The organism is Rhodopseudomonas sp. BAL398, assembly GCF_033001325.1.
In the GTDB taxonomy this organism is placed as follows: domain Bacteria; phylum Pseudomonadota; class Alphaproteobacteria; order Rhizobiales; family Xanthobacteraceae; genus JARJEH01.
This window is the reverse complement of record NZ_CP133111.1, coordinates 595,797-622,093: the sequence shown is the minus strand read 5'-3', so window position 1 is coordinate 622,093 and position 26,297 is coordinate 595,797. Positions and strand designations below refer to the sequence as shown.

Here is a 26,297-nt window from a genome sequence, read left to right as displayed (position 1 = left end):
CGGATTGCGGCCGCGATTCCCATAAGGAGACGCGCGAGGACCCGTGCTCACACCGGCGCAGTCGCGCCGTGATGTTGCACGACGCACACCCCGGCGTCAGACGAACGAGCCGTCCGCGGCTGCGAACGGTTGTGGCAGGTCTCCTGGCTCACGGGTCATCATCTCGCCGAACCTTCCCAGCCCTTGCGGACCAGTGGTGTTCTCTCGGCGAGATTCGCCGCTTACAGTTGCGGGGGCAGCCTCGGAATAACCGCGCGGACGCGGCGCACCGTGTTCCCTATTATCTCGTCCGGCACCGCCGAACGAGAACTACGCCTGATGCCTATCAAGCATGACAACGTCTGTAAATGGTCCCAACGGCGGGCCTTGCGAGCCTGTTCGTAGCGCTCGCGGCAGATCTGCCCCCCGGCGGCCGAGTCGCCGTAGGCTGGCGCCGCCCGGCAGCGCGGCCGCCGGCTCTCCCGAGCTACGGATGAATCGAGATATACAGCGCCATCTCCTTATGGCTAGAAGGACGGCGATCGCCTGGGGACCGCGCCGAGCGGCCCGGCTGAACGAAACGCTGAGATTGGTGGAATCGAGTTGGCGGAGATGGATCAGGTTCAACACCGCAATGATCGCCTGGGCCTGAATCTGATCTTGATGCGAATGCGGCTGCTGCTGCGCAGCAACGAGTTCTACCTCGTCCCGCTCGCCTTGCTGATCGGCGTGGGCGTCGGCGCCGTCGTCACCCTCATGAGCGAAATCGCCCAGATCGCCCACGTTCTGATCTATGGCATCGCGGTCGATGTGCGGCTGAGCGCCAATGCCTATGTCACACCGCATGTGGCGCTGATGGCCCCGGCCATCGGCGGCCTTGTGCTCGGCATCATGGAGTGGAGCCGACGGCGCTGGAAGATCGCCCATGCGGTCGACCCGATCGAGGCCAATGCGCTGCGCGGTGGGCTGTTGTCGTTTCGCGACAGCGCGGTGGTCAGCGGTCAGACGCTGATCTCCAACGGTTGCGGGGCGTCGGTCGGACTCGAGGCGGGCTATACCCAGATCGGATCCGCAGCCGCCTCGTTGCTCGGGCAATTCCTCAATCTGCGGCGAAACGACCAGCGCCTGATCGTCGGTTGCGGCTCGGCCGCGGCGATTGCGGCGGCGTTCGGCGCGCCGATCACCGGCGCGTTCTATGCCTGCGAGCTGATTGTCGGGGTCTATTCGGTGGCCAGCGCCGCGCCGATTCTCGCGGCCTCCCTGGCCGGCGCGATCACCGCGCATTGGCTCGGCGGCGCCCCCTATTCGCTCGAGCTGCTCCGGGTCAGCGCGGTGGGGGTCGAGCAATATCTGGCGCTGATCGCGCTGGCGCTGATCACCGGCGCGGTCGGCATCGCGGTGATGCGCAGTTCGCCGGTCTTCGAAAAGATCTTTACCCGAACCGGGATGCCGGTCTGGATCAGACCCGCGGTCGGCGGGCTGTTGGTCGGCTGTCTGGCAATCGTGACCCCGCAGGTGTTGGCGGCGGGCCACGGGGCGATGCTGCTCGATCTGCATCGGGAGATGGCGATCGGGGTGATCGCGGTGGTGATTGCCCTGAAGATGACGGCCTGCATGATTTCCCTGGGGTCCGGATTTCGTGGCGGGTTGTTCTTCGCCTCGCTGTTTGTCGGCAGCCTGATCGGCAAATTCTACGCGGCGGTGCTGCTGCTATGGCTGCCCACCATCGCCGTCGATCCCCAGGTCAGCATGCTGACCGGCATGGCGACGCTTGGCGTCGCCATCGTCGGCGGACCGCTCACCATGGCGTTTCTGGTCCTGGAAATGACACGAAATGTCGACGTGACGGCGGTGGTTCTGGCCGCCTGCATCGTGACCAGCATCGGCGTCCGCTTCCTGTTCGGTCACTCGTTCTCGACCTGGCGACTTCATCTCAGCGGCGAAACCATCCGCAGCGCCAATGATGTCGGCTGGCTGCGCAATCTTACGGTCGAACGCACGATGCGAACCGATATCGGCCAGGTGCCCTCGACCGCGACGATCGCCGCCTGCCGCGCTCAATTCGCGCTGGGCTCCTGTCGGGCCATCGTGGTGGTCAACAAGGCCGACGAATATTGCGGGGTGGTGATGCTGCCGGAACTGTTTTCCGGCGATCTCGATTCGATCGCCGACGAGATCCAGGTGGTCGAGCTCGCCAAATATATCGATGTGGCGCTGCGGCCGGAGATGAACATCAAGACTGCCATGAAAATCTTCGACGACGCCGAAGCCGAACTGCTCGCCGTGATCCAATCCGAGGACAACCGCAAGGTGATCGGCTTTCTCAGCGAGTCATTCGCGCGGCGGCGCTACGTCGAAGAACTCGACAAGGCGACGCGCGGGGTTCTCGGCAGCTGACCCGGACGGTCAGCCCGGGAGGCGCCGATCGGCGCCGGGCGAGGAATGGCTGTCGGTCTGAGGGAATCGGCAGCCCGGTCAGATCGGGATCCACCAGACAGGCTAACGCCTTGAAATCATTGGAGCGGGTGAAGGGAACCCGCTCCTCACGTATTTTTTGTAGCAATATACATATTCCCCTTATTTTATCGGCATAACTTTCACACCTTCATGTTACAAACTGTTTCACAGAAATTTTTGTAACAGAGGCAAAATTGGCAGCCAAAATCCCTCACCTGCTCACCCGCAACGGCCGCCATTACGCCCGCATTGTCATCCCGACAGCCCTCCGCTCGCTGTTCGCAGACAAGTGGGAATTGACCGCCCCCTTGGGAGCCGACCGCCGGGAAGCGCGCAGGCGTCTTTCCGCTGCAGTCGCGGACATGCAGGTGCAGATCGATGCCGCACGGCAACAAGTTAGAACGACCTTCAAGCCCAAGGTTCAGCCTAAGCCGGGCAAGCCACTCACGGTTCGGCAAATGGCTGGCGCCCATTACGCCAGCGAACTTGCCGAGGACGACCATGAGAGAGCCATGCACGGAAGCGCGGACGAGCCCCCTGCCGACATGTCTAACTTCGGTCCGGCGTATGAAGCACGGCTACGGAAAATTGCTGGCGGCAAGGTCGGCAATGACGAAATCGCGGCGGGCGTCGGCTGGATCATCGATTCGATGCGGCAGGATGGATATACCGACGTCAAGACCGGAACAGCGGAATGGCGGGAACGCGCCCGCGATCTGGCAGGTATCCAGCTTGAGGTCATCAAGCGAAACAAAGAACGTGATGATGGGGATTTCAATGGCACTCCTACCCATCCCCTGCTCATCCCCGCAAAGCCGTTGGCATCTGATCCGCTGCTGGTCCGCATGTTGGATGCCGACAGCGCCAAATCGCTGGGCGAGGTCTTCCCGGAATACTGCAAAGAGCGCAGCGCCATGCCCGCGACCAATAAGGAATGCGAAGTCGCGATACGAATGTTTGAAGAATTCTTGGAAGACAAAAAGCCGCTCTACAGAATCGTCCGTGCAGACCTCCTAGGATTAAAACGCGCTCTTGCCGACACGCCATCGAATTATACGAAGCGCTTTCCAGGCATGACGCTTCCCCAGGCGATAGCCGCGAACAAGAAACGTAAGACGCCATTCTCTCCCCTCACCGCGCGAACGATCAACAATAAATATCTGTCCCGAATCCATTCGATCCTGAACTGGTGCGCTAGAGGCGATCTCATTCCGGACAACCCCGCCGTTGGCGTCAAGGTTGATTCGATCAAGCCGAGCAATTCTAAACGCAAGTATTTTTCCAGCGACAATCTCCGGCAGATATTTCCGGTAGAAATGTTCAGAAGGCCGATGGGTGAGTTCGAATGGGCAATGCTGATCTCCCTCTACGGCGGTATGCGAGCCAGCGAGCTTGCTCAAATGCAGCTAGCCAGCATCCGAAGCGAACGTGACGTTCTGATCTTCAATATTGAAGAGCAGACCAAGAATGCTGGATCGAAGCGCATGGTTCCCGTTCACCGTAAGCTTCTAAATCACGGGCTACTGAAATACGTTCACGCATTGAAGCTTGCCGGCGAGACACACCTGTTTCCCGACTGGTATCGGAAGGGCATGGAAGCCAAGCAAAGGGCCTCCGAAAACGGACACGGCGACAGCCTGAACCACTACTTTCCGCGCTTCATTCCGAAACGGTTCAATGAAACATACCTGCCGCAAGTTGGGGTGACGGACGGCTCAACCTATTGGCATACCTTTCGGCACACCTTCAAAACTGGCCTATCGCTTGGCGGAGTAGTGAAGTCAACGCGCGACTACCTCTGCGGCCACGCGGACAGTTCAGCAGGCGCCGTCTATGTGCACGACATTTCGATCGCCGCCATGGCCGAGGCCATCGAACGGCTGTCGTTTGATGGCCTCACCCTCCCCCAATAGGAACGACTGGCAACTATCGCATTCTACCCAAAAGTACTCTTAGCGAGCCCGTCAAAATGATTGAGCCGGCGGCATTTTCTATAGAACGAAAATTCGATCGATACGTCGACCTACTTTAGTTCGATGAGCCGAAGCTCTTTCGCAAACCGAATCTTTCTGCCGTCGATCAAGTGCAATGAGTAAAATCCTGATCCTTGTCCCATTCCCTCGAATATGATCTGAAAATAGCCACCAAAAACATATCGGTTGTTGTCAAAACGGTAGCCAGAATCTGCGCTTATCTCACTATTCCCAGATCCGCTGAGTGAAGTATGAAAAATGCCATTGTGAACATATGTATGTAGATCTTCTGGAGCTTCTCGTTTCTCAAACGAAATCTGCAGTCCAACAATGTTCCCCGAATTGCGACCAATGAACTCTTGAAATTGATTGTAGTTTGCTACGGTAACATGCCCCGAAAGGTGATCTGGCGACGCATCTCTTGTCCTGGCTTTAACATCCGCGTCGCCAATAGTTGCACCTTTCACATCTTCCGGTTCGTCCGTTTGCTCACGACAGCCCATACTTGACATGCGCGGAGCAAAATCTTTGCTTAGTATAACGATCATAGCCTTTCCCGAAAATACACCTGCGAAGAACGGTGCAAATCCGACGTAACCACCAAGCTCATTCTTCGCGTTTACTTCTCCGCAAACTATCAAGTCTTTGGTTTTAGATCGGACCAGTTTGCGGACCTGAGCGGACGGTGGGTCATCCAACTTTTCGCTGAGTCCATTGAAGAGCGATTCTTGTTCATCAAAGGTGAGGACTCTCCGAGAGTTGTCTAGCACCGTTAAGCTGGTGAAGGCGGCGGGCGCGGATGTAGCCGGAACTTCTGACGGTATCCAACGCTCTTTGAATTCTGGGTTAGCAAAAAATTCCGACTTGAACGAAAGTATCGTGGCGCCGCTTGAGAGAACTGCGACAGCCATCACCAAAACAAAAAACCGCAATGCTTTCACAGAAAACTCCCCGCGCTATTAAGCGCGGGGGATCGTTTGATGCAAGAGGTCATTGGTCAATCATGATGCCAGATTGCCAAGAGCGATTTGGATTGCTTCACAAGCCTTTCCGAGCGAACGAGTTATGGCGAGGGAGCAAACGCATCTTGCGAATCCCAAAGCCTTTGCTGAACGATCTTTTCGACGTCGTCTAAGAGTTGCTTGCTTTGCTTCGAGAATTTCCGACGCTCAGCCCAGCGCTCCAGCGTGTTCCGGTAGTCTGTATCGCCGAATTGAAGTTCGAATTTGTATTCCAAGAGTGCGTCATTCATCAGCCTGGAAATCGCATTGAAGGCATCTTTGATTTCGTTTCTTATGAAGATTCCATTCCTTCGTTCATATACAAAATAATCGCGACAAAGCTCTTGTGCGTCCCACATTCGGACCCAATTGCTCGCGGTCTGGTAATATTTTGTCTTGCTCGGAGAGCTTCGCAGTTCGTCCTTTTGCCATTGATTAAGCGACGACTTTTGAATGAACTCTTCGAGTTGATTCGGATTCATCTGAGCGAGATCGGGATGCTGTTGCAGAGCGGAGACCACGCTTTCAACAGTGGCGTGGGCGATCACCAGCTTTGACCAAGCTTCGGGCAACACTTCGAATTCGCGCTGGTAAAGCTTCGTGGTTCGATCAAGTAAGCCGCTGATCTTGAAACGAAATTCCTCCAATTCCTTTATTTGTTGATGTTTGTAGGCTTCCAGCCGTTCGTTAAATTTAGCGGTGAGCCACTTCTCGCTGAACAGCTTAAACAACCAATACGCAAAGCCCGACAAACCAGCCAAAATGACGGCACCGCCACCTAATAATGCCAGCGCGCTCTTGAAGTCATCTTCCACTTTTCGTCCTCGGGGCTAATTGGAAACTCCCACTACATTCACCCCGCGAATTGCTTCGCGCAACTAGAATTCCACAGTACGATGACGAAGATCAACCGTATAGTGGGCGGTTTGCGTCGGCTCGGATCGATGCCGGCCAGATGTTGTAGTTCTCGCCAAGCCAGATTTTGATCTGATCCGTGTTCGGGCCGTCGATTGCCGCAAGTTCAGCAACAGCGCGACGATAGGCTTCGGTTTCGACGTAAATCGCGGTCATGATTTCCAACCCGGTTCGATCAATGCACTCAAGGTGCACCGCCTGATTCGCAGGTTCGATGAATCGTGTCAAACAAGTAGTTATTGACTATTTCACGCCGCCCGCATGATCATAAGGACGGTGGTGCCCTTCTTGCGTTGATGCGATCCGCGAAGCGGCCTTCACTGGTACTGTTTGAGCACCTGCTGCGCCTCGAATGCATTTTGCGCACCCGGCTCGTTGGCGTGGAACATAATCACCGTTGCGGCTGCACCGGATGTAGGAGCGTGGATCACGCTTGCTGTTCCGAGGCTGTTTGAAGTTCCGGAGAACGAGCCACGTCCATACGTGCCATTATAGTTGGTGTTGGACGAAGCAACTGCACCGGCTACAACGGAACCTTGTTGAACGCCCGCGTCCGCAAATTGAAAATGCGTATAGCCGCGATCAAGGGTCGCCTTCGCGGCTGCTCGCATTGTCGCCGGGACGGTCTGCCCCGTGAAGAGGAGCCCTCGGGCCTGTGTATCGATACGAACGATGTTTGGGGCTAGCGGCATTTCCTGAGTAGAAATGCAACCCGCTAGACCGACAGATGCAGCGACTATCGTGATAACACTGACAAGATTTTTCATTCCGCGTCCCAGAGAATCGCCGGGGCAATTGTTGGTTATATTTTCCAGCCCCGTCCGTTGATGCACTCAATCATGTGCAGCCTGCACTCGCAGGTTCGATAGGAAGTGTCAAACAATGGCCGCATTTGCTCGATCACGCCGCGCGCATGATCCGTCGCACCGTATCATAGAACCATTTGCCCTCTGAACGCAGCGGGCCGGTGATGCTCGAAGTCCTGCCCGTGATCAATCGGCGCACCTTGGGGGCGTTCCGGATGGCATAGATTGCCCAGCCTTCATCGCAGCGCACGACGTTGAGATCGACCATGCGGTCATTCTTGACGCCCTTCGGACCATGACCGCCGACACGCCGCAGGACGTTTTCGATCCTGTTCAGCTCTTGGGGATCAGCCGCGATAGCGCCGTGAAGGTGAAGGCGATCGTCCTTGGTCACGTCGGCGCTGACCCAGTAGAGAGGGGTGGAGCCAAGCTCACGCTTGAACGCCCGGTTGAGATCACGCAGCAATGACTCTGTGAAGCCCTTGGGGTAGCGCTGGGCCTCGGCAATCCGCTTGGGTGTCAGATTGAGCGTCCACGAGACGGGGTGCTTCCCTGACGTTTCTAGAGCCCAGGTTGACGCCGCGAGCTTTACCCTGTCCTTCGTGAGATCCCACACGGGGATGTTGTTGGCGTTGTCGTTTGAGGGCTTATGAGGGGGTGATTGAGGGGTGGTGAAAATGTGCACTAAAGGGTCTGTACTCGCCCATTCGATCGGAACCTCGAACGCCTGAATCTTATCAATGGTTTCTCGGTCGTTGGTGTCTGACTGGCGGAAGCGCCGCGTGACTTTTTTCGACAGCGGTTTCGTGGGTGGGGCAGTGACTATTTCCGACCGCTCGGATTCTGGCTTGGTGACCTTTTCCGACCACGCTGCAACAGGCTCAGGCTGAACAACGGGATCGGGCGCGACTGGATCAGCGGCCCCGTCGCACGGGTCCAAAGCGGCCATGAGCTGGTCAAGCTCTTCTTTGGTGAAACTGGCTCCATGCTTAGCTTCGAAGCGTTGCCGGTCATCGGCGGCGCGCATGATCCTATCGAATTCCGCCTCAGAAATATCATCGTTGGCGTCGTCATTATTTTCGATTTTGGACGTTTCGGTGCTATACTTATCGTCATGGGGGCGCGACGGCATCGCGTTTCCTTCCTTGGACTACGGGGGCGGCTTTTCCGGGCTGCCCCCATTCTGGTTCAATATAGCGCTGAGATGCGCTGACTCTGATTTATCTTCGAAGAACTCCGCCGGGTCGGCTTTGGGTCCGAAGTTCGCTGGCGACGATGCCCCTTACGGAGTCCTCCACCGCCTTGGCGATCTGCTCACCCATTGCGGCGTCCGCCTGCGCACCGCGCGAGCCTCCCGCAACACTCACATTGATGGTTGGCGCGACGTGCACCGTCTGACCACCGATCATGGCGGAGCTGTCAGGTGTACTCGGAAGGTTGGATGCCAGACCACCAGCCGCGAAACCCTTCATCCGTCCGCTGTTGATCAGTTCTAGAAGCGAGCGGTTCTGAGCCGTTGCGCGGGCATTCACGACGAATTCGCCATCGCTCAGGCGCGCGGGGATCGAATCTGAGGTGCCAGTGCCAGGCCCATTGATGACACCACCATCGGCTCGCATCACCGGGCCGATGAAGTCGCCAGCGCCGGGCAAGGGCAACACTGACACAAGCCCGCCGGTCGAGAATCCACCAAAGCCGCCCTGCAACGCCCGCATGATTGGCGCCACGATCGCAATCTTGATGATCATTTCCTCTATTGCCCGAATGGCAATGGTGCTCATCTCCGAAAAGCTCTGCCCGACAGTCTTCGAGTGGGTGGCGATATCGGTAAGGCCGGCGGCAAGCCCGCTTGAGAGCGTGCCAGATATGCCCCTCATGGCTTCGTTCGTTCGCATGGCCGACGCCTCAACGCTGTCCAGAGCCGTGGCAACGTCCGGGTAAAGGCCCCTGAGCTGCGTTGCGATCTGAACGTCGTCCGACGTAAGCAGCGACGTGTTCCGGCCGAACTTGATGCCGTCGCCGACCTGAGCCTTTTCCGCCGCCGCCGCTGCCCTAAGCATGGCGTCGGCTTCCTTGTCGATCTCGGCACGCTGCTTTGCCGTAACGGCAGTATTTTCCAAGCCTGCGGCGGTGTTGGCACGTTTTGCCGCCGCTTCGAGCTGGGCAACCGTTGCGGCTCGGGCGCGCGCATCCGAACCTTGGCCGATGGTCGCGGTCTCGGCATTCAGTGCCGCAATGCGCTTGTTGACGGCATCGACGGTGATGTCGAACGGGTCGCGGGCGGCTGTGGAATCGGTTGGCTTGAATTTCGGGGCTTCACCGGTACCGCGCGATGCCTTCGGAAGGTCCGGACCTTCCGCCATGCCACGGTCCATCGCGTCAAGCTGAGCCTGCAAACGCTGCTGTCGTTCTCTCAGGCGCGTTTGAGGTGACTGCATTCCAAGAGCGCTCGTTACAGATTCCGGCACCTGTGGCAGACCGAACAAGCCGGTACCGTTCTTGACGGCTTCGTTCACGCTGTCCAGCTCGCTTCTGATCCGAACCTTTTCACTTGTCAGGCCAAGCCGGTTCGTGAAATCGACGGCCTTGCCGATCAGATCCACTACATCAGCCCAATAGCCCTTGATTGTGAGCAGCGTTCCCGTCAGATCATCCCACGACGGCTTGAGTCCGCGCGTCAATCGATCATGCGAGAGCTTGAGCTGGTCATCCACCTGCTTTGCCCGCATGACCATCGTGTTCGAAAATATGCCGTCGTCGGCGGCCGCAGCGGCCTTCATTGAGAGAAGAATGCTTTCGGCCGATGTCTTGCCTTGCCGGATTCGATCGACAAATTGACTTCCAAACATCTTCTCGCCGATGTCGAGCGCGGCGGTCTCTTGGCCGATATCCTTGAGCTGGACCATCGCCAGCAGGACGGCCTTGACCTTTTTCTCTTGGCTATCCGCGTCGCGAAACAGAACTAGCCCCTGTAGTTGTGTGCCAGCGGACTTGGCGAGGGTCTCGTTGTAGATGCGCAACGCGGATTCAACTACGGTAATGCGGTCTTTGCCCGTCTCCCATGCGGCAAGGTCGATCGGCGACTTCTCTTTCGTCGCATTGAAGGCATGAGTCAGCGCGCCTTCAAGCTCTTCGGTGCTCACCTTGAGGCCATGGGATTCGGACAGAAACGATTGAAAGAATGCCGGCGTGACGGTCAGCAAGCTCGCCTTGTCGGCAATTGCGACCATTTCGGTGATCTGCGACCTCGCAGCCCCGATCGCGACCGTCACCAGATCAATACCGGCTTTGAAAGCCGCGAGGCGCGCGATCATCGGGCCAAACGCCGACACCAGCGGCGGTAGCGCGGCGCCGATGGCTGAGAACGCCGGAGGTGCGATCACCTTCGCGGCGCCGATGTTCATCTTCATGAATTCCTTGGCGATGAAGTCCGATGCTTTGCTGACGCTGCTGCTGGCCTCACTCATGCCCTTTCGGAAGTCGTCAAGATTGACCTTGATCGGAATATTAAGCGACGGAATCGACATTTTGAGCCCCCACGAACAGAGCGGCCAGAATGTCGATCGCAATCATGGCGTTCAGCGCCAACGGCTGCCCTTGAACGTGTTCCTTGAGCAAGGTTGCGGCTGCCGCCCGTGTCGCGCCGCCCCCGATAAGTCCAAGTTCAATGACCCGCTCGCAATCGTCGATCGAATAGGTTCCACCATGAAACCGCGCGAGACACGCTGCTGGCGAGGCCCCATTCGGGCCGGGTAGACCACGGATCGAAAGCACACTGCGAACCCACGGGTGGCTCAGATCGAATATGTGGGTGCCGCTCGCCCATGTAACTTCACGGGCGCATTTGCTGGTGTCAGACATTGTTCAGGGCCTCCTTTAGAGCTTCGTTGATGGCGTCTTGCATGTCGTCGCGGCGTGCTTGATAAGTCGAATAGAAGAATGAGCGAGCCGGTTGATGCGAAGTCCCATATTCAAACGAAAGCGCCCGATCGTATCCGTTATTGGTGGTGGCATCCCCGCCAACCTGAACCGAAAGCTCAAGGTCCGAAGGCCCGCTAACGACAACGCAAGACCGGACCAAATCCCCGGTTTCTTCGGGTGGCTGCTCCAATTGCTTGAGCGCGTCTTGTTGCGCCTGCGATAGCAACTCAGCTTGCTCACGGATGGCGTCGGCTAGCGGTGCACGAATCTTGTCCGATAACCCGCTCAGATAGTTTTGAAGCTCTTGGTCATCAGTCATGATCAGTTCCAGATCAACATTTCAGGGGTGACCGCCGGATTGCTGTAGAATGATCGCTGATCCTCGCCAGCGGCGGCCCGCGCCAAGGCCATCCACGTCGCCGACGCGCCGTCGATTCGATCGGTGCTCTTGCCCTTGTGCATGGTCCGGTTGCCAGCGCCGTCGGTGTGAATGGCGATGTTCGAAAAGCACCAGCGCAAGACAGGGTGACCGCCGTGCTGGAAATTGCGGCCGACGATCGCGCGCTCAAGTTCGTTCAGCGCTGGCGATTGCGTCACCCAGCCCTGACGCATGGTCATGACGGGCAAGCCGGCCTCTTGAAGTGGAGCCATCACGCCTTGGGCATAGGCTACGTCAAAAGCGATCTCGCGAACGTCATAGCGCTCGCAATGGTCGCGGATGCAAAGCTCAACTGCCCGGTAATCAATGACGTTGCCAGCGGTTGGGGTGATGAAACGGTCCATACCCCATTGCACATAAGGAACGCCGTCCCTTTCGGAGCGGGCGCGAAGGTTGTCGGCCGGGCAGAAGAAATGCGGCACCACAACAAAGCGGTCATCGTCACGAAAGCAGGCAACGACGGCGGTCAAGTCCGTCGTGGTGCTCATGTCGACGCCAACCCAGCACGGCTTGCCGAGTAGCGCTTCGAAATCGATCGGTGCGGAGCCGTGATCGTAGGTCGCCATATCGACGAAGGGGTTCGTCGAATGGTCCAACCAAATATTTAGATTGAGCTTGCGAAAGCTCTCACGGTCGCCGGGGCTATTCTCAGATTCCCGCGCGAACTGACGAACGCCTTCAAGGTCCGGATACCCGAACTTCAGGCCCGGATTGACCCGGTGCCAGATCGTTTCGTCGCGCCAATCACAATCGGCCGGGGCTTCGAACAAGATCGGCAATGTTGCCGGGTCGTCGATCTCGCCAAGTGCCACCTTCCGCGCGTAGGAATATCGATCATAGGCAATGCTTTCCTGCCCGCGTCCCGCCGTCGTGATGATCACGTTGAGCGAACCCTTTGCCTTTAGCAGGCCGGTCTTGAGCGCTTCCCATAGGTCGCGTTTCGGCCAGGCGTGCAATTCATCCATCAGCGTGAAATTCGGCGTCCGGCCGTGCTGCGTTTTGGCATCGGCGGAAATTGCCTCAACCAAAGAGCCGGACCTGATGTCTCTGAAACGGTTGCGGTAGTCTTCAATTTTGACCAGCCGGGCAAGCCGGGGATCTTCGCGGATGACGCCAACGGCCTCTTCAAAGGCAATTCGCGCCTGCTTTTGGTCCGCAGCGGCGCATATGACCTGACCGCCCTGAACCTTCTCAGGGCCGATGGTGTGCAGAAGGGTCAGAGCCGCCCCTAGAGTGGTCTTGCGGTTACCGCGCGGGATCATCGCGAACACCGTTTTGACGATACGGGTGCCGTCCGGATGACGCGGGCCATAGATGCGCCGGATGATCCGTTCCATCCAACGGTCAAGTTGAAACGCGCGACCGGGCGCCGTCGATTTCGGATGCCTGAGATTGCGCAGGAACCGAATCGCCTTTTCGCCGTCGCCGAATGTGTCGGGGATTTCTGAATCATCATCGATCCAGAAAGGATAAGTCGTCTTCATTTTCATCATCGCGTATCGCCGGACGGGAACGCGACACGGGCGTAAGCCCAAGTTCCGCGGCTAGGAGTCGAGCGCGCGTCATGGCGTCCGATTGAATTCTGACGGCGGGGTGCGCCCGCAAGCCCCGCGACGTTTCGACGACGTGACCGTCCTTGCTGATCAGGCTCTCCATGTCGCGGACCTGACCGATCGCGATGCAGTAGCTTTCCAGACTCCCGAGATCAGCCGCCGTGAGAATGCGTCGCTTGGTCAGATCAGGCATGACCCGACGCCATTCTGCTTTGGCGTGCTTCGACAGCCATGCGGGCGCATTGATCACGGCATCGAGGGCGTTGCGATCGGTAGCCATCTCGGGCTTGCGGCCTCTCATGGACCAACGCGCTCGCACACAATGTCCAATCCGACACGTCGGCCAATTTCCTTGATCTGGCGGATCGTGAACGGTTGATCCTGATAGACGACGCGATTGCTCAGATCGACGCCGTCAATCCAGCGTGTCCGGAAGGTGATTGTCTGGTCCGTGGTGTGGCCGCGCTCGCCTTCGCGATCATCGGTTGCGAACTGCAAGACTTGAGCGCGCATCGTGGCGACCAAGGCCCAAGCGGCATGCGGCACGCCCAATTCGTTGGGCGTGGTCGTCGCGCGTTCAATGCGGATTGTTCTGTCCAGGTCGCCGGCACGCATCAATTCGGCTCCATGATGCCGGCAAGGGTGACGATGCCGTGGCTGTAGGAGCCGTGCGGGTCGCGCATGAACCGGGTTTGGGTTACGCCAAGGTCATGGCAGGTGAAGTGTTCGAGGTGCAGAACGCCGTCGATCTGAGCGTCAACCCTGAGCGCATCAACGATCGCGCCGACGATCTGCTTTGACGCGGTCAGGCCCGATTCCTGCACCCAAACGTGCAAGGTGGCGTGGCTTGTCGAGTTGAACCGCCTGTAGACCGTCTGACCCTCGCCAATATTGACGCATGGCATAAGCTCAGGGCGCCCGTTGGCGTCCAGCACGGCGTCAACGGACACCAAGGCCATCAGGTCAGCGCTCGCCAATAGACGATCATAGATCGCCTTTTGAAGCTCCAATGAGGGTTCAAAAGCTGTCATCCGCACACGAAAGGTGTGTATGGCGCGAGCAAATCCAGCGTCCCGAACGGCAGCGATTGCGCCGTGACGCCGACTAGGCTCGCCTCGCGGTTGGCATAGAGGTGCGCCGCGATCTGGCGAATTGCTTCGTTAACTGGACCGGGCACGGTCGCCTCGCTGGAAATGGCGGTGTATTTCAGCACCCATTCCGTGGCGGTGGCGATCTTGTCCATGATCAGTAGGTCGTCATCGTCGATCGTGACCCGCAAGTGAGCCTTCATGTCGGCAAGCAAAACTGTCATTTCACAAAACCCCTATTTAGACACGCTCTCGCGTCACTGGAGATGACCGGTCAGAAGGCGCTTTCAAAATGTCGGGGACCACCCCCCGGTCCAATGAGCGGCTGATGATTGCTTCGATGTCGCGATTGAACTGACGAAGCGTGCTGGTGAACTGACGGCGCATGGCGAGGTGCTCGCGCTTGATCTCTTCGGACAGAGGGAATTGGACCAAACAAACGCTGTCACGTTCGACGGTAGCGTTGTTCCTCGCAATCAATCGTGCCGCTCGTGCTGGACCGCGCGCGCTGTTGGGCGTCATGAGCGCATCCGCAAGAGTCCATCCACGATGTAGCCGAACAGCAATGGTCTGCCGGCTCAGGCCCCTAAGCGTTGCCCAGCCGCAAATAGTGTCGGTGTGGCCTCGATGTGTGAGCAAGCGAACTTTAGGCATGGTGTTAGTTCCTGATTTGAGTTGATCGTTCGAGGGACTGTTTGCGGCTGTTGTGGCAAGGTGAGCTTGCCATTGGTTGCCAATTCGACCGCGACCAGAACAGGCGCTTGTCGCCACGGTGCGGAATGATATGATCGACCATGTTGGCGGTGCGACCGCAGCCGCATGAACATAGGCGGTTGGCTGGGAGAGCCAGGAACGCCTTGCTCTCTCGCTGCCACTTGCCATCGTATCCACGCGCTTGCGCAGATGGACGCCGTCGATCTGCATCCGCCTTGCTACGTTGCCGACACACACAGATAGCGTCACCAGCGACCTTGTTGCCGCATACGCAAATTCGAGGGGGTTTCATCGGCATTGCGCTTCTACACATTGAAGTTATCGAGATTGCCGATCGCGTTCAATTCGCGCCGGGTCTCTTCATCGGGATTGGTGATGTCGGTATCCGTCTTGCCGCTGCCGAACATGGCAGTCAGCAGCTCACGCCGGCCTTGGTAGGCTTCGGTGATTTCGGCTGGAGTGGCGTTCCATGCGTCGGTTGGCGGCCAGCCTAGCCATCCGGTAGCGAGCCTGAAAAGCCGAGTGTGGTATTCGGCGAACGGGATACGCTCGGCGTCGGGCTGGGGTTCGGCCGCTGCACTATCGATGCCCGCAAGTATCAAGACATGGGCAATCAACGGTTCGGCGATACGATCGACCGCAATGCTCAAGGGCAAGACGGTGATGCATTCCAAGAGGTCCAGCAGCGAAGAGCGCTCGTAAGCGCTCTCGCGGATTACATCGGCCATAATAGAAACATTGCCATCGGCAATGCCCTTAAGGATCTTGTCGAAACCATCGTGCCGACGTTCCAGACGAAACGCAGCGCGCAGCGATGGACGAAGGTAAATCGTCTCTTGATCCAGCGTGATCGTGATTTCATCATCTGCGAGCCGCATTTTCTTACGCCACCGGGCGCGTGTTGGCGTGACTGAGCACGCCCATTGCGGAAACCGGCGCGCTGCCGGTGTTCGCGTTCGGGGTGATCGTCAGTCGCGTGTAGAGTTTGTCACCGACGTAGCCGAGCTTTCGCGTCGCGGCATCGTCTGCGAAGGTGAAGCCCGCAAGCGCTTCGGTGCCGAGCAGGTTGTCGTCGGGCACCGCGACGGCGTCGGACATATCCGGCGCGTCGCCATGTTCCAGCAACACGGCGAACCATGCGTCGGTGTCGGCAACGATGCCGGACTGAATGGCATAGGTCAGTGAGTTGAAACCGGCATGACTGACAATCACGCCGACGATCGGCGCGTTATCGGTGACCGTCACCGGCGCAATGGCCGTGACGAACTTCTGGTTGTGAAAAGAATCTCTCATGACATGATTTCCTTTAGGTCGTGGCCATCTTGAGTTTACGGATGGCTTCCGGCCTCACCACGTCACCGCCGACGCGACGACGCGCGTGGAAGCGAACGAGCGAGTTCTTTGCCATGGTGTAGGGGTCGCGAAGCACCGCAAGCGAGACGCGGTCATAGATGCGATACCCGGCGTTGAAATCGCCGAATGCGATCGGGAACGCGCCGGACGCCACGTCAGGCATGTCGACGGCTTCGATCACCGGACGGCCAAGGATGGTCGCCGGGTTGCCGTCGCTGAGCGCATCGCGCCAAAGATAGTCGCCGACGGTATTCTTGAGCTTGCGGATGGTCGCAACCGAAGTCGAGTTGAGCATCCAAGCGCCGTTGTTGCGGTACGCCGGGGGCAGCGAATGCAAGAGGTCGATCAGAGCGTCGGCGCTCAGGACGGTCGCGTGGCCGTTTGCCGTATAGGCAACGTCCGGATGCACCATGACGCCGCGCGGCTGCTTATTGCCGGTGCCGTTGATGAACGCTGAGCCCTCTTTCTTGCCGAAGTCTTCAGACAGCGCCATCGACAACTCGGCTTCGACGTTCTGGACCGAATCCTCAAGCAACTGCACCGAAATGTCGGTGTAGGTCTTCATTCCAAAGATCGGAATTTCGAGCTGACCGAAAGCCGGCTCGGATTCTTCGGAGGCTTCGGTCTCGCCTTCCCAGAGAGCGTTGGTGATGCCGGTGCGCTTGGGCAAGATGACTGACGGCGAACCGGTCTGACCGACATATGCGGCCGCCCGGACTGGCGAGAACAGCGTCAACAGCCGGATCATTTCGGTCGAAAGCTGAGCCGGCGCGAGGTAGCCGCCCAGCGTGTCGTTGGCGACGACAAGGCTTTTGACTTCGTCGAGGCCCATGGCCTCGCGACCACTGCGAACGAAGGACGCGAACGCCTTTCGCTCAATGCCGCCGTTCTCGTTGTCGGACTTGACTTCGACGATGCCAGGGCGATTGAGCTTGGCTTCCATGCTGTCGATCCGAGCCTTGAGCTTGGTATCGTCAGACTTGGTTTCCATGGCGGTCAGACGGCCGTCGATTGCGGTCTTAAAAGCCGCAAGCGCTTCGGTTACGACGGTCGCGGGATCGTGTTCATCCCCGGCGTCCTTGAATTCGAGAGCAAGAATATTCATCAGTGGTTCGTCCTTAGCGCTGCCGTGGCGCGGTTGATGGCCTCGGCGATGGCGAGGGCCGTGTCTTCTGATTTGGCGCTGAGGATGCGAGCGCGCGGGTGCATGGGGTTGCGGACGACGCTGATCTCAAAGAGATCCAACGCCGAAATGACGCGGTTGCGGCCTTGGCGCGTGAACGCTTTCGCTTTGAAGCCTATCGAAAGCCCGGTAACGAGGCCGCCCTTGATCAGTCCATGCACCGCGCGAGCGCGGGGCTGTTCCATGTGCAGCTTGCCCTTGGTGACAAGCCCGTCAGGGGTTTCGGTCGCTTCATTCCATGTGCCGATCAGGTCATCGGGGTTGTGACCGAACAGCATGGGCAGCTCGGCAACGGCGAAATGAAACGCGCCCTTGGTGATGATGTCGTTACTGCTATCGGCAGAACCGAACGGCCATGCGTTTCCGGTGATCGTGCCAGTGTCGTCAACGGTGATCGCGGCCTTGATTTCAAGTCTGTCCATTGGATGCCTCATGCGGTTGTCCGAACCAAAGGGCGTCCAAGATCGCTACCGCCAGCGGATATGTTTCAGAAAGCGAACGGTCGACAGCGTAGCTTGCGATCAACGAGGCGGCGCGTTCAGGTGCAACGCCACCGCCGATCAATGCCAGCCGGATCGTTTCGTTGATGTCAGCTTGGGTAAACTGCCGTGCAAAGATGCGGGAACAGAGCGTGCCGATCCCGGCGTTCGTTTTGCGCTCAAGTTCGGAGATCAAGCTGGCGGTGATTCGAAACTCATATTCTGCGTCGCCGAAGAACGCGCGGTGCGGTGCGGTCATCATCCGATCCCTCCAACGGGTGTGGAATTGTAGGGATCGGCAATCGAGCCAGAACTATCGATATAGACGCCGGTGTCTTCGATATCCGCATCCATCGAGATCATGGTGGAGACCACCATCGTCTCGCCGTAGATGAGCTGAATTCCGGCGCCTTGAATGCCGTTGTTGCCAGCACCGCTCAGGGTTTTGGACTTGTCGGCCTCAGTGTCAGTCGCTGTCGCTGCTGGTTTTGCCAGAAGGGTCGAGGCGCCAGCGAGCGTGATGCCTAACCCGACCATCGCAATATTGCCCCAAGTGATACCGATGCCGGGTAGCACCGGGCCAGACAGCAGTGAGAGCGGAGCCGCGAGCGTGCCGCCCGACAGAAAGATCGCGCCACCTATAAGCGCTGCGCCAAGAATAACCTTTGCCGTGCCCTTACTACTGGCAGCGCCCTTTGCCGCCGGGATCAGGTGCAGATCGGCCGCACCGAGCTTTAGATGATTGATCAGCTTCAAGTCGGCAAGTGACGCGCCGGTATGACGTGCGCCACGTACAAGCTGGTAGCTGCCGGTTTGTAGAGCCGTGACAAAGTCGCCGGGGAATGCACAATTGAGCGCGCGCAAAGCCTCGCCCGCTGTTGCAACATCGAACCGATGCGACGCGCCGAATTGTTTCTTTAGCTTCCCGTGAAGGTGGACTGTCCGCATCATGGCAGCGGCACCGCAGTTGTGTTCGGATTTTCGAACTTGTCGCCGCCTACATAGGGCGGGCGGTTTTCCATCGCGCGGGCTTCGTTGGGATTGATGATCCTCGCGGCAATTGCCTTGCTGTAGGATTCCATGCGCGAAGCCAGATCAGCGCGGGCGAAGTCGTCAGTCAGGAATTCAGCGAACCATGTCCGGCGCTCTTCGGGTGTGATGAGTTTCAGCCGGATTTCGCCTTCCCATTTCTTGATCCAAGAGAGCAGCGAATAGGTGATCCACTCCGAACCCATTTGTTCGGCGTTGGCCCGGATGGCCCGCTGCATTTCGAACAGCATGTGCGGGGGCGTCCCAAAGACTCGTGCGATCTCTTCAATCGCGAACTTGCGCATTTCCATGAACTGCGCATCAACCGACGTGAATGTGAGGCTCTGCCAGACAGCTTCAATCGGGATCACAGCGGTTCCGCCGGACTTATTGCCGCCGTGCGTGGCGTTCCAGGCGGCTGCGGCCTTGGTCAGGTCGTCCGGTCCGGGTTTGCCCTTGAGGCTGAGAACGCCGCTGGGGCGCGCGCTGTTGCCCATGAGCCGCGCGGCGTGGCGCTCAAGCGCGATAGCGAGTGCGATCGTCTCGCGGGCGTCGTGAACAAGGCCCAAGCCACTCATTGACGGGCTCGGAATGTGCAGCATGTTTTGGCGCGGGATTTCTCGATCGCCGACGCTGTAGAACGGTTCGCTGTCGATATATTTGACAATGACGGGGCTGACTTCCGGGTTGAGCCGGATCAGTTCAAACGGCTTGCCGTCGTCAACACGGATGATTTCAGCGAAACCACCGTGCGGATGCAGAAGCGCATCGGCGGTCAATTCCTCACGAAATTTGGATGCCGGCGTCCAGTCGTTGGCTTGGTCATGCAGAAGCGCATATGCGGGATGATCGGTGTCGCGCTCTTTGTTGCCCGCGTCGTCGCGCTTGTAGACGTGAACGGGAAGCTGACCGATCGATCCGCTGATGAGCTGAACAGCGCGGCGCACCGGGGCGCACGTCATCGCCACTCGCGGCGTCACAACGATGCCAGATGAGGCGGGCTGCGAACCGAACAGTTCGACCAGCCAAGGCTCAGGCGCGGCTAGGCTGCTCTTCTGCTCAAGGCCGAATAGTTTCTGGAATCGTGAGGTGACGGACAATTTGGCTCGCTAACAAAAGGGGTGCCGTCGCGAGGTGCGAACGGCGGGGAAAAATCCCCGACTTTGTTGCTGCCTTAGGTTCAGGGCGCTCAGTTGATTAAGCGCTGGATTCCGTCGACGCCTTAAGTATCGGCCTCAATAATGGCGAGAATGAGTCGCAACTCATTTTTCGCAGTAAAATCAATTACTTAATATCGTTCTAATGTAAACAAACGATACACGAGTATTTTGCCACGATACCGGAAAGCTCAAGCAAGGCGGCTGCTACAAAGCCTTGCGCACAATCATGCTACAAAAACTTATCCGAACAAACGCATAACTATTTGAAATATCAAAATAAAACGAGATGGAGCGGGTGAAGGGAATCGAACCCTCGTATTCAGCTTGGAAGGCTGCTGCTCTACCATTGAGCTACACCCGCGAACCGCCGTTCCCCTAACACGCCCTTTGCCAGGCCTCAACACCCAGCTGCCAGGCCTCGACGACCATATGGCCGCAGCGGCCGTCGCCCCGGCAGCGGCAGCCGGCCGATCGGTTGCGGGGCAGCGTGCGCTGCCGCTGCTCGGGCGGGCTGAAGCCACGCGCGCGCCCCACCCCGGCCAACGTCCGCGTCCCGCGCAAATCCCGCGGAACTGAAATGCCTCGTCCCGGTTGGGGGAGCATCTCAGCAGCGCCATCGCGCAGCCAGCGGAGCCGGGACATGGGATTTTTCAGCAAAGATATTCAAAGCATGGACGACCTGCTGCTGCACGGGCTGCAGGACATCTATTACGCCGAACAGCAGATCATCAAGGCGCTGCCGAGCATGATCGCGCAGGCCACCAATCGCGAGCTCACCGCCGGGCTGAAGGCGCATCTCGACGAGACCCACAAGCAGGTCGAGCGGCTCGACCAGGCGTTCAAGAAGCTCGGCCACAAGCCCAGCGGCACCGACTGCCCGGCGATCGACGGGTTGATCAAGGAATCCAATGAGACTGCCGGCGAGGTCGCCGACAAGGCCGTGCTCGACGCCGCGATCGTCGCCAATGCCCAGGCGGTCGAGCATTACGAGATCGCCCGCTACGGCACCCTGATCGCATGGGCCGAGGAACTCGGCCATGACGACATCGTTCGGTTGCTCACGACCAATCTGAACGAGGAGAAGGCCGCCAACACCAAGCTCAACACCGTGGCGCTCCGCAAGGGCGTCAATCGCAAAGCAGCAAGCTAAGGGAGACCACCATGAAACGTAGTCTAATCGTGCTCGGATGCCTGCTCGCCGCCACGCCGGTGCTGGCGCAGTCGGTCACCGAGAAAACCGGTATCAACTCCACCCTCGGGATCAGCCCGTCGACGCAGGATTTCGTCAAGGAAGTGGCGATCAGCGACATGTTCGAGATCCAGTCGAACAAGCTCGCCCTCGACAAGGGCAACGCCGCGGAAAAGACCTTCGCCAAGCAGATGGTCAATGACCACACCAAGACCACCGAGCAGCTGAAAGGCCTGGTGTCCAGCGGCAAGGTCAAAGCCCAATTGCCTACCAGCCTCGACAGCGCGCATCAGTCCAAGCTCGACAAGCTGCGCGGGTTGAAAGGCAAGGATTTCTCCGACAGCTTCGATTCGATGCAGGTCTCGGCCCACAAGGACGCGGTCGGGCTGTTCGAGCGCTACGCCGATGGCGGCGACAATTCCGCGCTCAAGCAATGGGCCGGCAAGACGCTGCCGACGTTGAAACACCATCTCGATATGGCGCAGTCGCTGGACAAGGCCTCCAGCACCACCACCTCGCAATCCAACCGCTAGCCCAATGGCCCGGCGCACATGCGCCGGGCCACGGCTCTTCCGCGCTCAATCCATCTTCTTCGCCTCGCCGCGTCGGCAACGAACGCGGCGCGGGCCGCATTGGGCCGGCGCCACAGCCCTCGGACACCTCTGGCAGGACACCCCTGGAAAGCACCTCACATGGCCAAATCGTCGAAACCTTCCAACTCCGCCACCATCCACGACCAGAAACTGAGTCGCGGCGCAGGCGGCGAATTGCATCAGACCGCCGAGGATCTCGGCCTGGAGACCATGACGACGGCGCAGGGAGGCCCGGTTTCCGACGACCAGAACTCGCTGAAGATCGGCCCGCGCGGCCCGACCCTGATCGAGGATTTCCATTTCCGCGAAAAGATCTTCCACTTCGACCATGAGCGGATCCCGGAGCGCGTGGTGCATGCCCGCGGCTACGGCGCGCACGGCTATTTCGAGACCACCAATTCGCTGGCGAAATACAGCCGCGCCGACCTGTTCCAGCGCGAGGGCGAGCGCACGCCGGCTTTCGTGCGGTTCTCCACCGTGGCCGGCAACAAGGGCTCGTTCGACCTGGCCCGCGACGTCCGCGGCTTCGCCGTGAAGATCTATACCAAGGAAGGCAATTGGGATCTGGTCGGCAACAACATCCCGGTGTTCTTCATCCAGGACGCGATCAAGTTTCCCGACCTGATCCATTCGGTCAAGGAAGCGCCCGACCGCGCCTTTCCGCAGGCGCAATCGGCGCACACCAATTTCTGGGATTTCATCAGCCTCACCCCCGAAGCCATGAACATGGTGATGTGGGTGATGTCGGATCGGGCGATCCCGCGCTCGTTCCGTTTCATGGAAGGATTCGGCGTCCACACCTTCCGGCTGGTCAACGCCAAGGGCGAATCCACCTTCGTCAAGTTTCACTGGAAACCGAAGCTCGGCCTGCAGTCGGTGCTGTGGAACGAGGCGGTGAAGATCAACGGCGCCGATCCGGACTTCCATCGCCGCGATCTGTGGACCGCGATCCAGACCGGCAATTTCCCCGAATGGGAATTGCGGGTGCAATTGTTCGATCAGGCCTTCGCCGACAAGTTTGAGTTCGACGTTCTGGACGCCACCAAGATCATTCCCGAAGAAGTGCTGCCGACGATTCCGGTGGGCCGGCTGGTGCTCGACCGCATGCCCGACAACTTCTTCGCCGAGACCGAACAGGTCGCGTTCATGACCCAGAACGTGCCGCCGGGCATCGACTTCTCCAACGACCCGCTGCTGCAGGGCCGCAACTTCTCCTATCTCGATACCCAGTTGAGCCGGCTTGGCAGCACCAATTTCAGCCATCTGCCGATCAACGCGCCGAAATGCCCGTTCGCGCATTTCCAGCAGGACGGCCATATGGCGATGCGCAATCCGGTCGGCCGCGCCAATTACCAGCCAAACTCCCATGGCGAAGGCCCGCGCGAATCGACAAGCCGCGGTTTTGTCGCATTTCCCGACGCCGAGGAAGGCGCCAAAGCCAAGTTCCGCGCCGAGAGCTTTGCCGACCACTACAGCCAGGCGCGGCAGTTCTATCTCAGCCAGACCCGTGGCGAACAGCACCATATCGCCGCCGCGCTGACCTTCGAGCTCAGCAAGGTGGACATCCCGGTGATCCGCGAGCGGGTGGTGTCGCATCTGCTCAATATCGATGAGGGGTTGGCCAGCAGCGTCGCCAACCGGCTCGGCATCAAGACCATGCCCAAGCCCGCCGACGCGGCGATGCCGACCCGACAGGATCTGCCGCCCTCCCCGGCGCTCAGCATCGTCGAGAACGGCCCCAAACGCTTCGAGGGCCGCAAGCTCGGCATCCTGATCACCGACGGCACCGACGCCGCTTTGCTCAAGAGCTTGCAGGCCGCGCTGAAGAAGGCCGGCGCCAGCTTCGAACTGATCGCGCCACGGGTCGGCGGCGTCACCGCCAGCGACGGCAGCATGATCGCGGCCGATCAGATGATCGATGGCGGCCCCTCGGTGCTGTACGACGCGGTGGCGCTGCTGCCGGGATCGGACGAGATCGACGATCTGGTGCAGGAATCCACCGCCCGCGATTTCGTCGCCGACGCCTTCGCCCATTGCAAGTTCATCGGCTATGTCGACGCCGCCCGTCCGCTGCTGGTCAAGGCCGGGATCGCCGACGATCTCGACGAGGGCTGCATCAAGCTGACCGCCGCCAAGGACGCCGCGGACTTCATCGGCGAGCTCGGCAAGCTGCGGGTGTGGGGTCGCGAACCCGTCGTCAAGATGCGTTAGGACGGGCGCCGCAGATGTGCGACACATTGAACGACGACGCCGCGCAATCCGCGCCGGCGATAGCGGAGGCTGCGAACACGGTGAGCAACGACATTGTCCGGGAAGGCCTGCCCTTCCCGCTCGGCGCCAGCTGGGACGGCGAAGGCACAAATTTTGCGTTGTTTTCCGCCAATGCCACCAAGGTCGAGGTCTGCCTGTTCGACGGGGACACCGAGCGGCGGATCGAACTGCCGGAATATACCGACGAGGTGTTTCATGGCTACATCCCCGATGTCGGTCCGGGGGCATTTTACGGCTACCGCGTCCACGGCCCCTACGAGCCCGAACACGGCCACCGCTTCAACCCGAACAAGCTGCTGCTCGACCCCTATGCCCGCGCCCATGCGGGGGAACTGACCTGGAACCCGGCGGTGTTCGGCTACACGGTCGAGAGCGGCGACGACACCAGTTTCGACACTCGCGACAGCGCGGCGTTCATGCCGAAATGCGTGGTGGTCGATCCCAATTACGACTGGCACGGCGAGCCCGGCCGCACCAACGTGCCGTGGGACCAGACCATCGTCTACGAAACCCACGTCAAGGGCTTCACCAAATGCCACCCCGAGGTGCCGGAGGAGATGCGCGGCACCTATGCGGGGTTCGGTCATCAGGCGGTGGTCGATTACATCGCTTCGCTCGGCGTCACCTCGGTCGAGCTATTGCCGATCCACACTTTCGTCAATGACGACTACCTGCTCGACAAGAAGCTGACCAATTATTGGGGCTACAACACCATCGGCTTTTTCGCGCCGGACCCGCGCTATGCCCATGACGTCGCCAACAGCCTGCGCGAATTCAAGGAGATGGTGGCGCGGCTGCACGGCCACGGTCTCGAGGTGATTCTCGACGTGGTCTACAACCACACCGCCGAAGGCAACGAGCTCGGGCCGACGCTGTCGTTCAAGGGCATCGACAATGCCAGCTATTACCGGCTGCTGCCGGACAACAAGCGCCATTACATCAACGACACCGGCACCGGCAACACCGTCAACCTGTCGCATGCCCGCGTCATCCAGATGGTCAATGACAGCCTGCGCTACTGGGCCGGCGAGATGCATATCGACGGCTTCCGCTTCGATCTCGGCACCATCCTGGCGCGCGAGGTCCACGGCTTCGACGAACAGAGCGGCTTTCTCAAAGCGGTCGACCAGGACCCGCTGCTGACCTCGCTCAAGCTGATCGCCGAGCCCTGGGATATCGGCCCCGGCGGCTATCAGGTCGGCGGCTTTCCGCCCGGTTGGGCCGAGTGGAACGACAAATACCGCGACACGCTGCGCGATTTCTGGCGCGGTGAAGCCGATGTGGCGGCGCTGGCGCCGCGGCTGTCGGCGTCGGCGGATCTGTTCAACCATCAGGGCCGCCGCGCCTGGGCCAGCGTCAATTTCGTCACCGCCCATGACGGCTTCACCCTGAACGACTGGGCGAGCTACAACGACAAGCACAACGAGGCCAATGGCGAGGATAATCGCGACGGCAGCTCCAACAACGCGTCGTGGAATTGCGGCGTCGAAGGCCCGACCGACGACAAGGACATCCTTGCCCTGCGCGAACGCCAGAAGCGCAACATGCTGGCGACGCTGCTGCTGTCGCAGGGCACGCCGATGCTGCTGGCCGGCGACGAATTCGGCCGCACCCAGCACGGCAACAACAACGCCTATTGCCAGGACAGCGAAATCTCCTGGGTCAACTGGGGCTTGACCGACGACGGCAAGGACCTGCTGAGCTTCACCAAGCGGCTAATCGAGCTGCGCCGAAACTATCCGACGCTGCGCCGCAGCCGCTTCCTCAACGGCGTCCACGACCCGGTGCTCGATGTCTGCGACGTTATCTGGATCAACGCCAATGGCGAGCCGATGCAGGACGAGCAGTGGGGCGACGGCAACATGAAATGCTTCGGCATGCTGCTCGATGGCCGCGCCCAGAAGACCGGCATCCGCAAACATGCCGAGGACGACACCGTCCTGTTGGTGCTGAACAGTTTTGACGGCGTCGTCGACTTCACGCTGCCGCAAGTTCCGCACGGCTCCAGCTGGTCCCTGCTGGTCGACACCAACATCCCCGACGGCGCAGGTGGCGCGGCTTTCGACTGTGGTACGATCTATCAGGTGACCGGGAGATCTGCGCTGCTGTTCGGCCTCACGGAGTAATCCCCTGGCGCTGCCCGAAATTGTTGCAGCAATAGCCACAATTCGTGCAGCGCCAATGTCATCAAATC

27 protein-coding genes, 1 tRNA gene and 1 riboswitch are annotated in these 26,297 nt (G+C 59.3%); of the genes, 6 read left to right on the top strand and 22 right to left on the bottom strand.

Going from position 1 to position 26,297, the window contains the following annotated elements:
* Window positions 1–115 precede the first annotated feature (115 nt).
* A riboswitch (cobalamin riboswitch) is annotated at window positions 116–329 on the bottom strand.
* A 262-nt stretch (window positions 330–591) separates the two neighbouring features.
* Window positions 592–2,376: a chloride channel protein gene (locus RBJ75_RS02870; protein ID WP_276156466.1), complete on the top strand. Its 1,785-nt coding sequence runs from the start codon at window positions 592–594 to the stop codon at window positions 2,374–2,376.
* A gap of 254 nt (window positions 2,377–2,630) precedes the next feature.
* Entirely contained in the window at window positions 2,631–4,349 is a 1,719-nt protein-coding gene (locus RBJ75_RS02865; RefSeq protein ID WP_044417506.1) for a DUF6538 domain-containing protein, read from the top strand.
* A 110-nt stretch (window positions 4,350–4,459) separates the two neighbouring features.
* Here the strand turns inward: RBJ75_RS02865 and RBJ75_RS02860 are convergent, their stop codons facing one another.
* From RBJ75_RS02860 to RBJ75_RS02755, 22 genes are all read right to left on the bottom strand, one after another.
* Window positions 4,460–5,350, bottom strand: coding sequence for a hypothetical protein (locus RBJ75_RS02860; protein ID WP_152647881.1), 891 nt, complete (start codon window positions 5,348–5,350; stop codon window positions 4,460–4,462).
* A 122-nt stretch (window positions 5,351–5,472) separates the two neighbouring features.
* Window positions 5,473–6,225 carry a hypothetical protein gene (locus RBJ75_RS02855; protein WP_044417508.1) on the bottom strand — a complete coding sequence of 251 codons (753 nt, stop codon included), beginning with the start codon at window positions 6,223–6,225 and terminating at the stop codon, window positions 5,473–5,475.
* Window positions 6,226–6,316: 91 nt separating this feature from the next.
* Window positions 6,317–6,481 (bottom strand): hypothetical protein, encoded by a 165-nt coding sequence (locus tag RBJ75_RS02850; RefSeq protein ID WP_160297978.1) that lies wholly within the window; start codon window positions 6,479–6,481, stop codon window positions 6,317–6,319.
* 161 nt (window positions 6,482–6,642) lie between these two features.
* Window positions 6,643–7,092, bottom strand: a complete 450-nt coding sequence (locus RBJ75_RS02845) for a hypothetical protein (RefSeq protein WP_044417510.1) — start codon at window positions 7,090–7,092, stop codon at window positions 6,643–6,645.
* A 133-nt stretch (window positions 7,093–7,225) separates the two neighbouring features.
* On the bottom strand, window positions 7,226–8,263 hold the full coding sequence (locus RBJ75_RS02840; RefSeq protein WP_044417512.1) for a hypothetical protein: 1,038 nt from the start codon (window positions 8,261–8,263) through the stop codon (window positions 7,226–7,228).
* Window positions 8,264–8,351: 88 nt separating this feature from the next.
* Window positions 8,352–10,658 (bottom strand): hypothetical protein, encoded by a 2,307-nt coding sequence (locus RBJ75_RS02835; protein WP_276156465.1) that lies wholly within the window; start codon window positions 10,656–10,658, stop codon window positions 8,352–8,354.
* Window positions 10,639–10,992: a GTA-gp10 family protein gene (locus tag RBJ75_RS02830; RefSeq protein ID WP_044410591.1), complete on the bottom strand. Its 354-nt coding sequence runs from the start codon at window positions 10,990–10,992 to the stop codon at window positions 10,639–10,641. Before RBJ75_RS02830 ends, RBJ75_RS02835 begins: the two co-directional genes overlap by 20 nt.
* Window positions 10,985–11,371, bottom strand: coding sequence for an HK97-gp10 family putative phage morphogenesis protein (locus RBJ75_RS02825; RefSeq protein ID WP_044410588.1), 387 nt, complete (start codon window positions 11,369–11,371; stop codon window positions 10,985–10,987). Before RBJ75_RS02825 ends, RBJ75_RS02830 begins: the two co-directional genes overlap by 8 nt.
* A 2-nt stretch (window positions 11,372–11,373) precedes the next feature.
* Complete coding sequence (locus RBJ75_RS02820; RefSeq protein WP_044410585.1) at window positions 11,374–12,975, bottom strand: terminase large subunit; 1,602 nt, start codon at window positions 12,973–12,975, stop codon at window positions 11,374–11,376.
* Complete coding sequence (locus tag RBJ75_RS02815) at window positions 12,944–13,324, bottom strand: phage terminase small subunit P27 family (protein ID WP_276156464.1); 381 nt, start codon at window positions 13,322–13,324, stop codon at window positions 12,944–12,946. The genes RBJ75_RS02820 and RBJ75_RS02815 overlap by 32 nt, the downstream gene beginning before the upstream one ends.
* Before the next feature lie 17 nt (window positions 13,325–13,341).
* Window positions 13,342–13,659: a phage head closure protein gene (locus RBJ75_RS02810; protein WP_044410580.1), complete on the bottom strand. Its 318-nt coding sequence runs from the start codon at window positions 13,657–13,659 to the stop codon at window positions 13,342–13,344.
* The gene (locus RBJ75_RS02805; protein WP_044410578.1) at window positions 13,659–14,075 is read right to left on the bottom strand and encodes a DUF3168 domain-containing protein; all 417 of its coding nucleotides are present in this window, start codon (window positions 14,073–14,075) and stop codon (window positions 13,659–13,661) included. Before RBJ75_RS02805 ends, RBJ75_RS02810 begins: the two co-directional genes overlap by 1 nt.
* Window positions 14,072–14,356 carry a head-tail connector protein gene (locus tag RBJ75_RS02800; RefSeq protein ID WP_052628914.1) on the bottom strand — a complete coding sequence of 95 codons (285 nt, stop codon included), beginning with the start codon at window positions 14,354–14,356 and terminating at the stop codon, window positions 14,072–14,074. The genes RBJ75_RS02805 and RBJ75_RS02800 overlap by 4 nt, the downstream gene beginning before the upstream one ends.
* Window positions 14,357–14,372: 16 nt before the next feature.
* On the bottom strand, window positions 14,373–15,056 hold the full coding sequence (locus RBJ75_RS02795) for a hypothetical protein (protein WP_160297934.1): 684 nt from the start codon (window positions 15,054–15,056) through the stop codon (window positions 14,373–14,375).
* A 95-nt stretch (window positions 15,057–15,151) separates the two neighbouring features.
* Window positions 15,152–15,724: a hypothetical protein gene (locus tag RBJ75_RS02790; RefSeq protein WP_044410571.1), complete on the bottom strand. Its 573-nt coding sequence runs from the start codon at window positions 15,722–15,724 to the stop codon at window positions 15,152–15,154.
* A gap of 4 nt (window positions 15,725–15,728) precedes the next feature.
* On the bottom strand, window positions 15,729–16,091 hold the full coding sequence (locus tag RBJ75_RS02785; RefSeq protein WP_234707398.1) for a hypothetical protein: 363 nt from the start codon (window positions 16,089–16,091) through the stop codon (window positions 15,729–15,731).
* 61 nt (window positions 16,092–16,152) lie between these two features.
* Window positions 16,153–17,304, bottom strand: a complete 1,152-nt coding sequence (locus tag RBJ75_RS02780) for a phage major capsid protein (protein WP_044410565.1) — start codon at window positions 17,302–17,304, stop codon at window positions 16,153–16,155.
* The gene (locus RBJ75_RS02775) at window positions 17,304–17,804 is read right to left on the bottom strand and encodes an HK97 family phage prohead protease (protein ID WP_044410562.1); all 501 of its coding nucleotides are present in this window, start codon (window positions 17,802–17,804) and stop codon (window positions 17,304–17,306) included. The genes RBJ75_RS02780 and RBJ75_RS02775 overlap by 1 nt, the downstream gene beginning before the upstream one ends.
* Window positions 17,791–18,123: a gene transfer agent family protein gene (locus RBJ75_RS02770; protein WP_044410559.1), complete on the bottom strand. Its 333-nt coding sequence runs from the start codon at window positions 18,121–18,123 to the stop codon at window positions 17,791–17,793. The genes RBJ75_RS02775 and RBJ75_RS02770 overlap by 14 nt, the downstream gene beginning before the upstream one ends.
* On the bottom strand, window positions 18,120–18,812 hold the full coding sequence (locus RBJ75_RS02765; protein ID WP_044410556.1) for a tail assembly protein: 693 nt from the start codon (window positions 18,810–18,812) through the stop codon (window positions 18,120–18,122). The genes RBJ75_RS02770 and RBJ75_RS02765 overlap by 4 nt, the downstream gene beginning before the upstream one ends.
* Window positions 18,809–19,990: a phage portal protein gene (locus RBJ75_RS02760; protein ID WP_044410553.1), complete on the bottom strand. Its 1,182-nt coding sequence runs from the start codon at window positions 19,988–19,990 to the stop codon at window positions 18,809–18,811. Before RBJ75_RS02760 ends, RBJ75_RS02765 begins: the two co-directional genes overlap by 4 nt.
* A gap of 347 nt (window positions 19,991–20,337) precedes the next feature.
* A tRNA-Gly gene (locus RBJ75_RS02755) sits at window positions 20,338–20,411 on the bottom strand.
* A gap of 279 nt (window positions 20,412–20,690) precedes the next feature.
* On the opposite strand from RBJ75_RS02755, the gene RBJ75_RS02750 reads away from it, so the two are divergent.
* The 4 genes from RBJ75_RS02750 to glgX all read left to right on the top strand — a co-directional run bounded on the left by RBJ75_RS02750 (window position 20,691) and on the right by glgX (window position 26,229).
* Window positions 20,691–21,200, top strand: a complete 510-nt coding sequence (locus RBJ75_RS02750; protein ID WP_044410550.1) for a ferritin-like domain-containing protein — start codon at window positions 20,691–20,693, stop codon at window positions 21,198–21,200.
* Window positions 21,201–21,211: 11 nt separating this feature from the next.
* Window positions 21,212–21,772 (top strand): DUF4142 domain-containing protein, encoded by a 561-nt coding sequence (locus RBJ75_RS02745; RefSeq protein WP_044410547.1) that lies wholly within the window; start codon window positions 21,212–21,214, stop codon window positions 21,770–21,772.
* 159 nt (window positions 21,773–21,931) lie between these two features.
* Window positions 21,932–24,043, top strand: a complete 2,112-nt coding sequence (locus RBJ75_RS02740; RefSeq protein WP_044410544.1) for a catalase — start codon at window positions 21,932–21,934, stop codon at window positions 24,041–24,043.
* A 14-nt stretch (window positions 24,044–24,057) separates the two neighbouring features.
* A complete protein-coding gene (glgX, locus tag RBJ75_RS02735; protein WP_080901010.1) occupies window positions 24,058–26,229 on the top strand; it encodes a glycogen debranching protein GlgX in 2,172 nt (723 codons plus the stop codon).
* Window positions 26,230–26,297 lie beyond the last annotated feature (68 nt).

What these genes read in the sequence shown, in the direction of transcription:
- RBJ75_RS02850 (WP_160297978.1), bottom strand. Translation starts at nt 6,481, where the DNA reads ATGACCGCGATTTACGTCGAAACCGAAGCCTATCGTCGCGCTGTTGCT.
- RBJ75_RS02870 (WP_276156466.1), top strand. Translation starts at nt 592, where the DNA reads ATGGATCAGGTTCAACACCGCAATGATCGCCTGGGCCTGAATCTGATC.
- RBJ75_RS02765 (WP_044410556.1), bottom strand. Translation starts at nt 18,812, where the DNA reads ATGATGCGGACAGTCCACCTTCACGGGAAGCTAAAGAAACAATTCGGC.
- RBJ75_RS02835 (WP_276156465.1), bottom strand. Translation starts at nt 10,658, where the DNA reads ATGTCGATTCCGTCGCTTAATATTCCGATCAAGGTCAATCTTGACGAC.
- RBJ75_RS02790 (WP_044410571.1), bottom strand. Translation starts at nt 15,724, where the DNA reads ATGCGGCTCGCAGATGATGAAATCACGATCACGCTGGATCAAGAGACG.
- glgX (WP_080901010.1), top strand. Translation starts at nt 24,058, where the DNA reads ATGTGCGACACATTGAACGACGACGCCGCGCAATCCGCGCCGGCGATA.
- RBJ75_RS02770 (WP_044410559.1), bottom strand. Translation starts at nt 18,123, where the DNA reads ATGATGACCGCACCGCACCGCGCGTTCTTCGGCGACGCAGAATATGAG.
- RBJ75_RS02780 (WP_044410565.1), bottom strand. Translation starts at nt 17,304, where the DNA reads ATGAATATTCTTGCTCTCGAATTCAAGGACGCCGGGGATGAACACGAT.
- RBJ75_RS02815 (WP_276156464.1), bottom strand. Translation starts at nt 13,324, where the DNA reads ATGGCTACCGATCGCAACGCCCTCGATGCCGTGATCAATGCGCCCGCA.
- RBJ75_RS02845 (WP_044417510.1), bottom strand. Translation starts at nt 7,092, where the DNA reads ATGAAAAATCTTGTCAGTGTTATCACGATAGTCGCTGCATCTGTCGGT.
- RBJ75_RS02775 (WP_044410562.1), bottom strand. Translation starts at nt 17,804, where the DNA reads ATGGACAGACTTGAAATCAAGGCCGCGATCACCGTTGACGACACTGGC.
- RBJ75_RS02825 (WP_044410588.1), bottom strand. Translation starts at nt 11,371, where the DNA reads ATGACTGATGACCAAGAGCTTCAAAACTATCTGAGCGGGTTATCGGAC.
- RBJ75_RS02805 (WP_044410578.1), bottom strand. Translation starts at nt 14,075, where the DNA reads ATGACAGCTTTTGAACCCTCATTGGAGCTTCAAAAGGCGATCTATGAT.
- RBJ75_RS02800 (WP_052628914.1), bottom strand. Translation starts at nt 14,356, where the DNA reads ATGACAGTTTTGCTTGCCGACATGAAGGCTCACTTGCGGGTCACGATC.
- RBJ75_RS02830 (WP_044410591.1), bottom strand. Translation starts at nt 10,992, where the DNA reads ATGTCTGACACCAGCAAATGCGCCCGTGAAGTTACATGGGCGAGCGGC.
- RBJ75_RS02745 (WP_044410547.1), top strand. Translation starts at nt 21,212, where the DNA reads ATGAAACGTAGTCTAATCGTGCTCGGATGCCTGCTCGCCGCCACGCCG.
- RBJ75_RS02810 (WP_044410580.1), bottom strand. Translation starts at nt 13,659, where the DNA reads ATGCGTGCCGGCGACCTGGACAGAACAATCCGCATTGAACGCGCGACG.
- RBJ75_RS02840 (WP_044417512.1), bottom strand. Translation starts at nt 8,263, where the DNA reads ATGCCGTCGCGCCCCCATGACGATAAGTATAGCACCGAAACGTCCAAA.
- RBJ75_RS02820 (WP_044410585.1), bottom strand. Translation starts at nt 12,975, where the DNA reads ATGAAGACGACTTATCCTTTCTGGATCGATGATGATTCAGAAATCCCC.
- RBJ75_RS02750 (WP_044410550.1), top strand. Translation starts at nt 20,691, where the DNA reads ATGGGATTTTTCAGCAAAGATATTCAAAGCATGGACGACCTGCTGCTG.
- RBJ75_RS02795 (WP_160297934.1), bottom strand. Translation starts at nt 15,056, where the DNA reads ATGCAGATCGACGGCGTCCATCTGCGCAAGCGCGTGGATACGATGGCA.
- RBJ75_RS02740 (WP_044410544.1), top strand. Translation starts at nt 21,932, where the DNA reads ATGGCCAAATCGTCGAAACCTTCCAACTCCGCCACCATCCACGACCAG.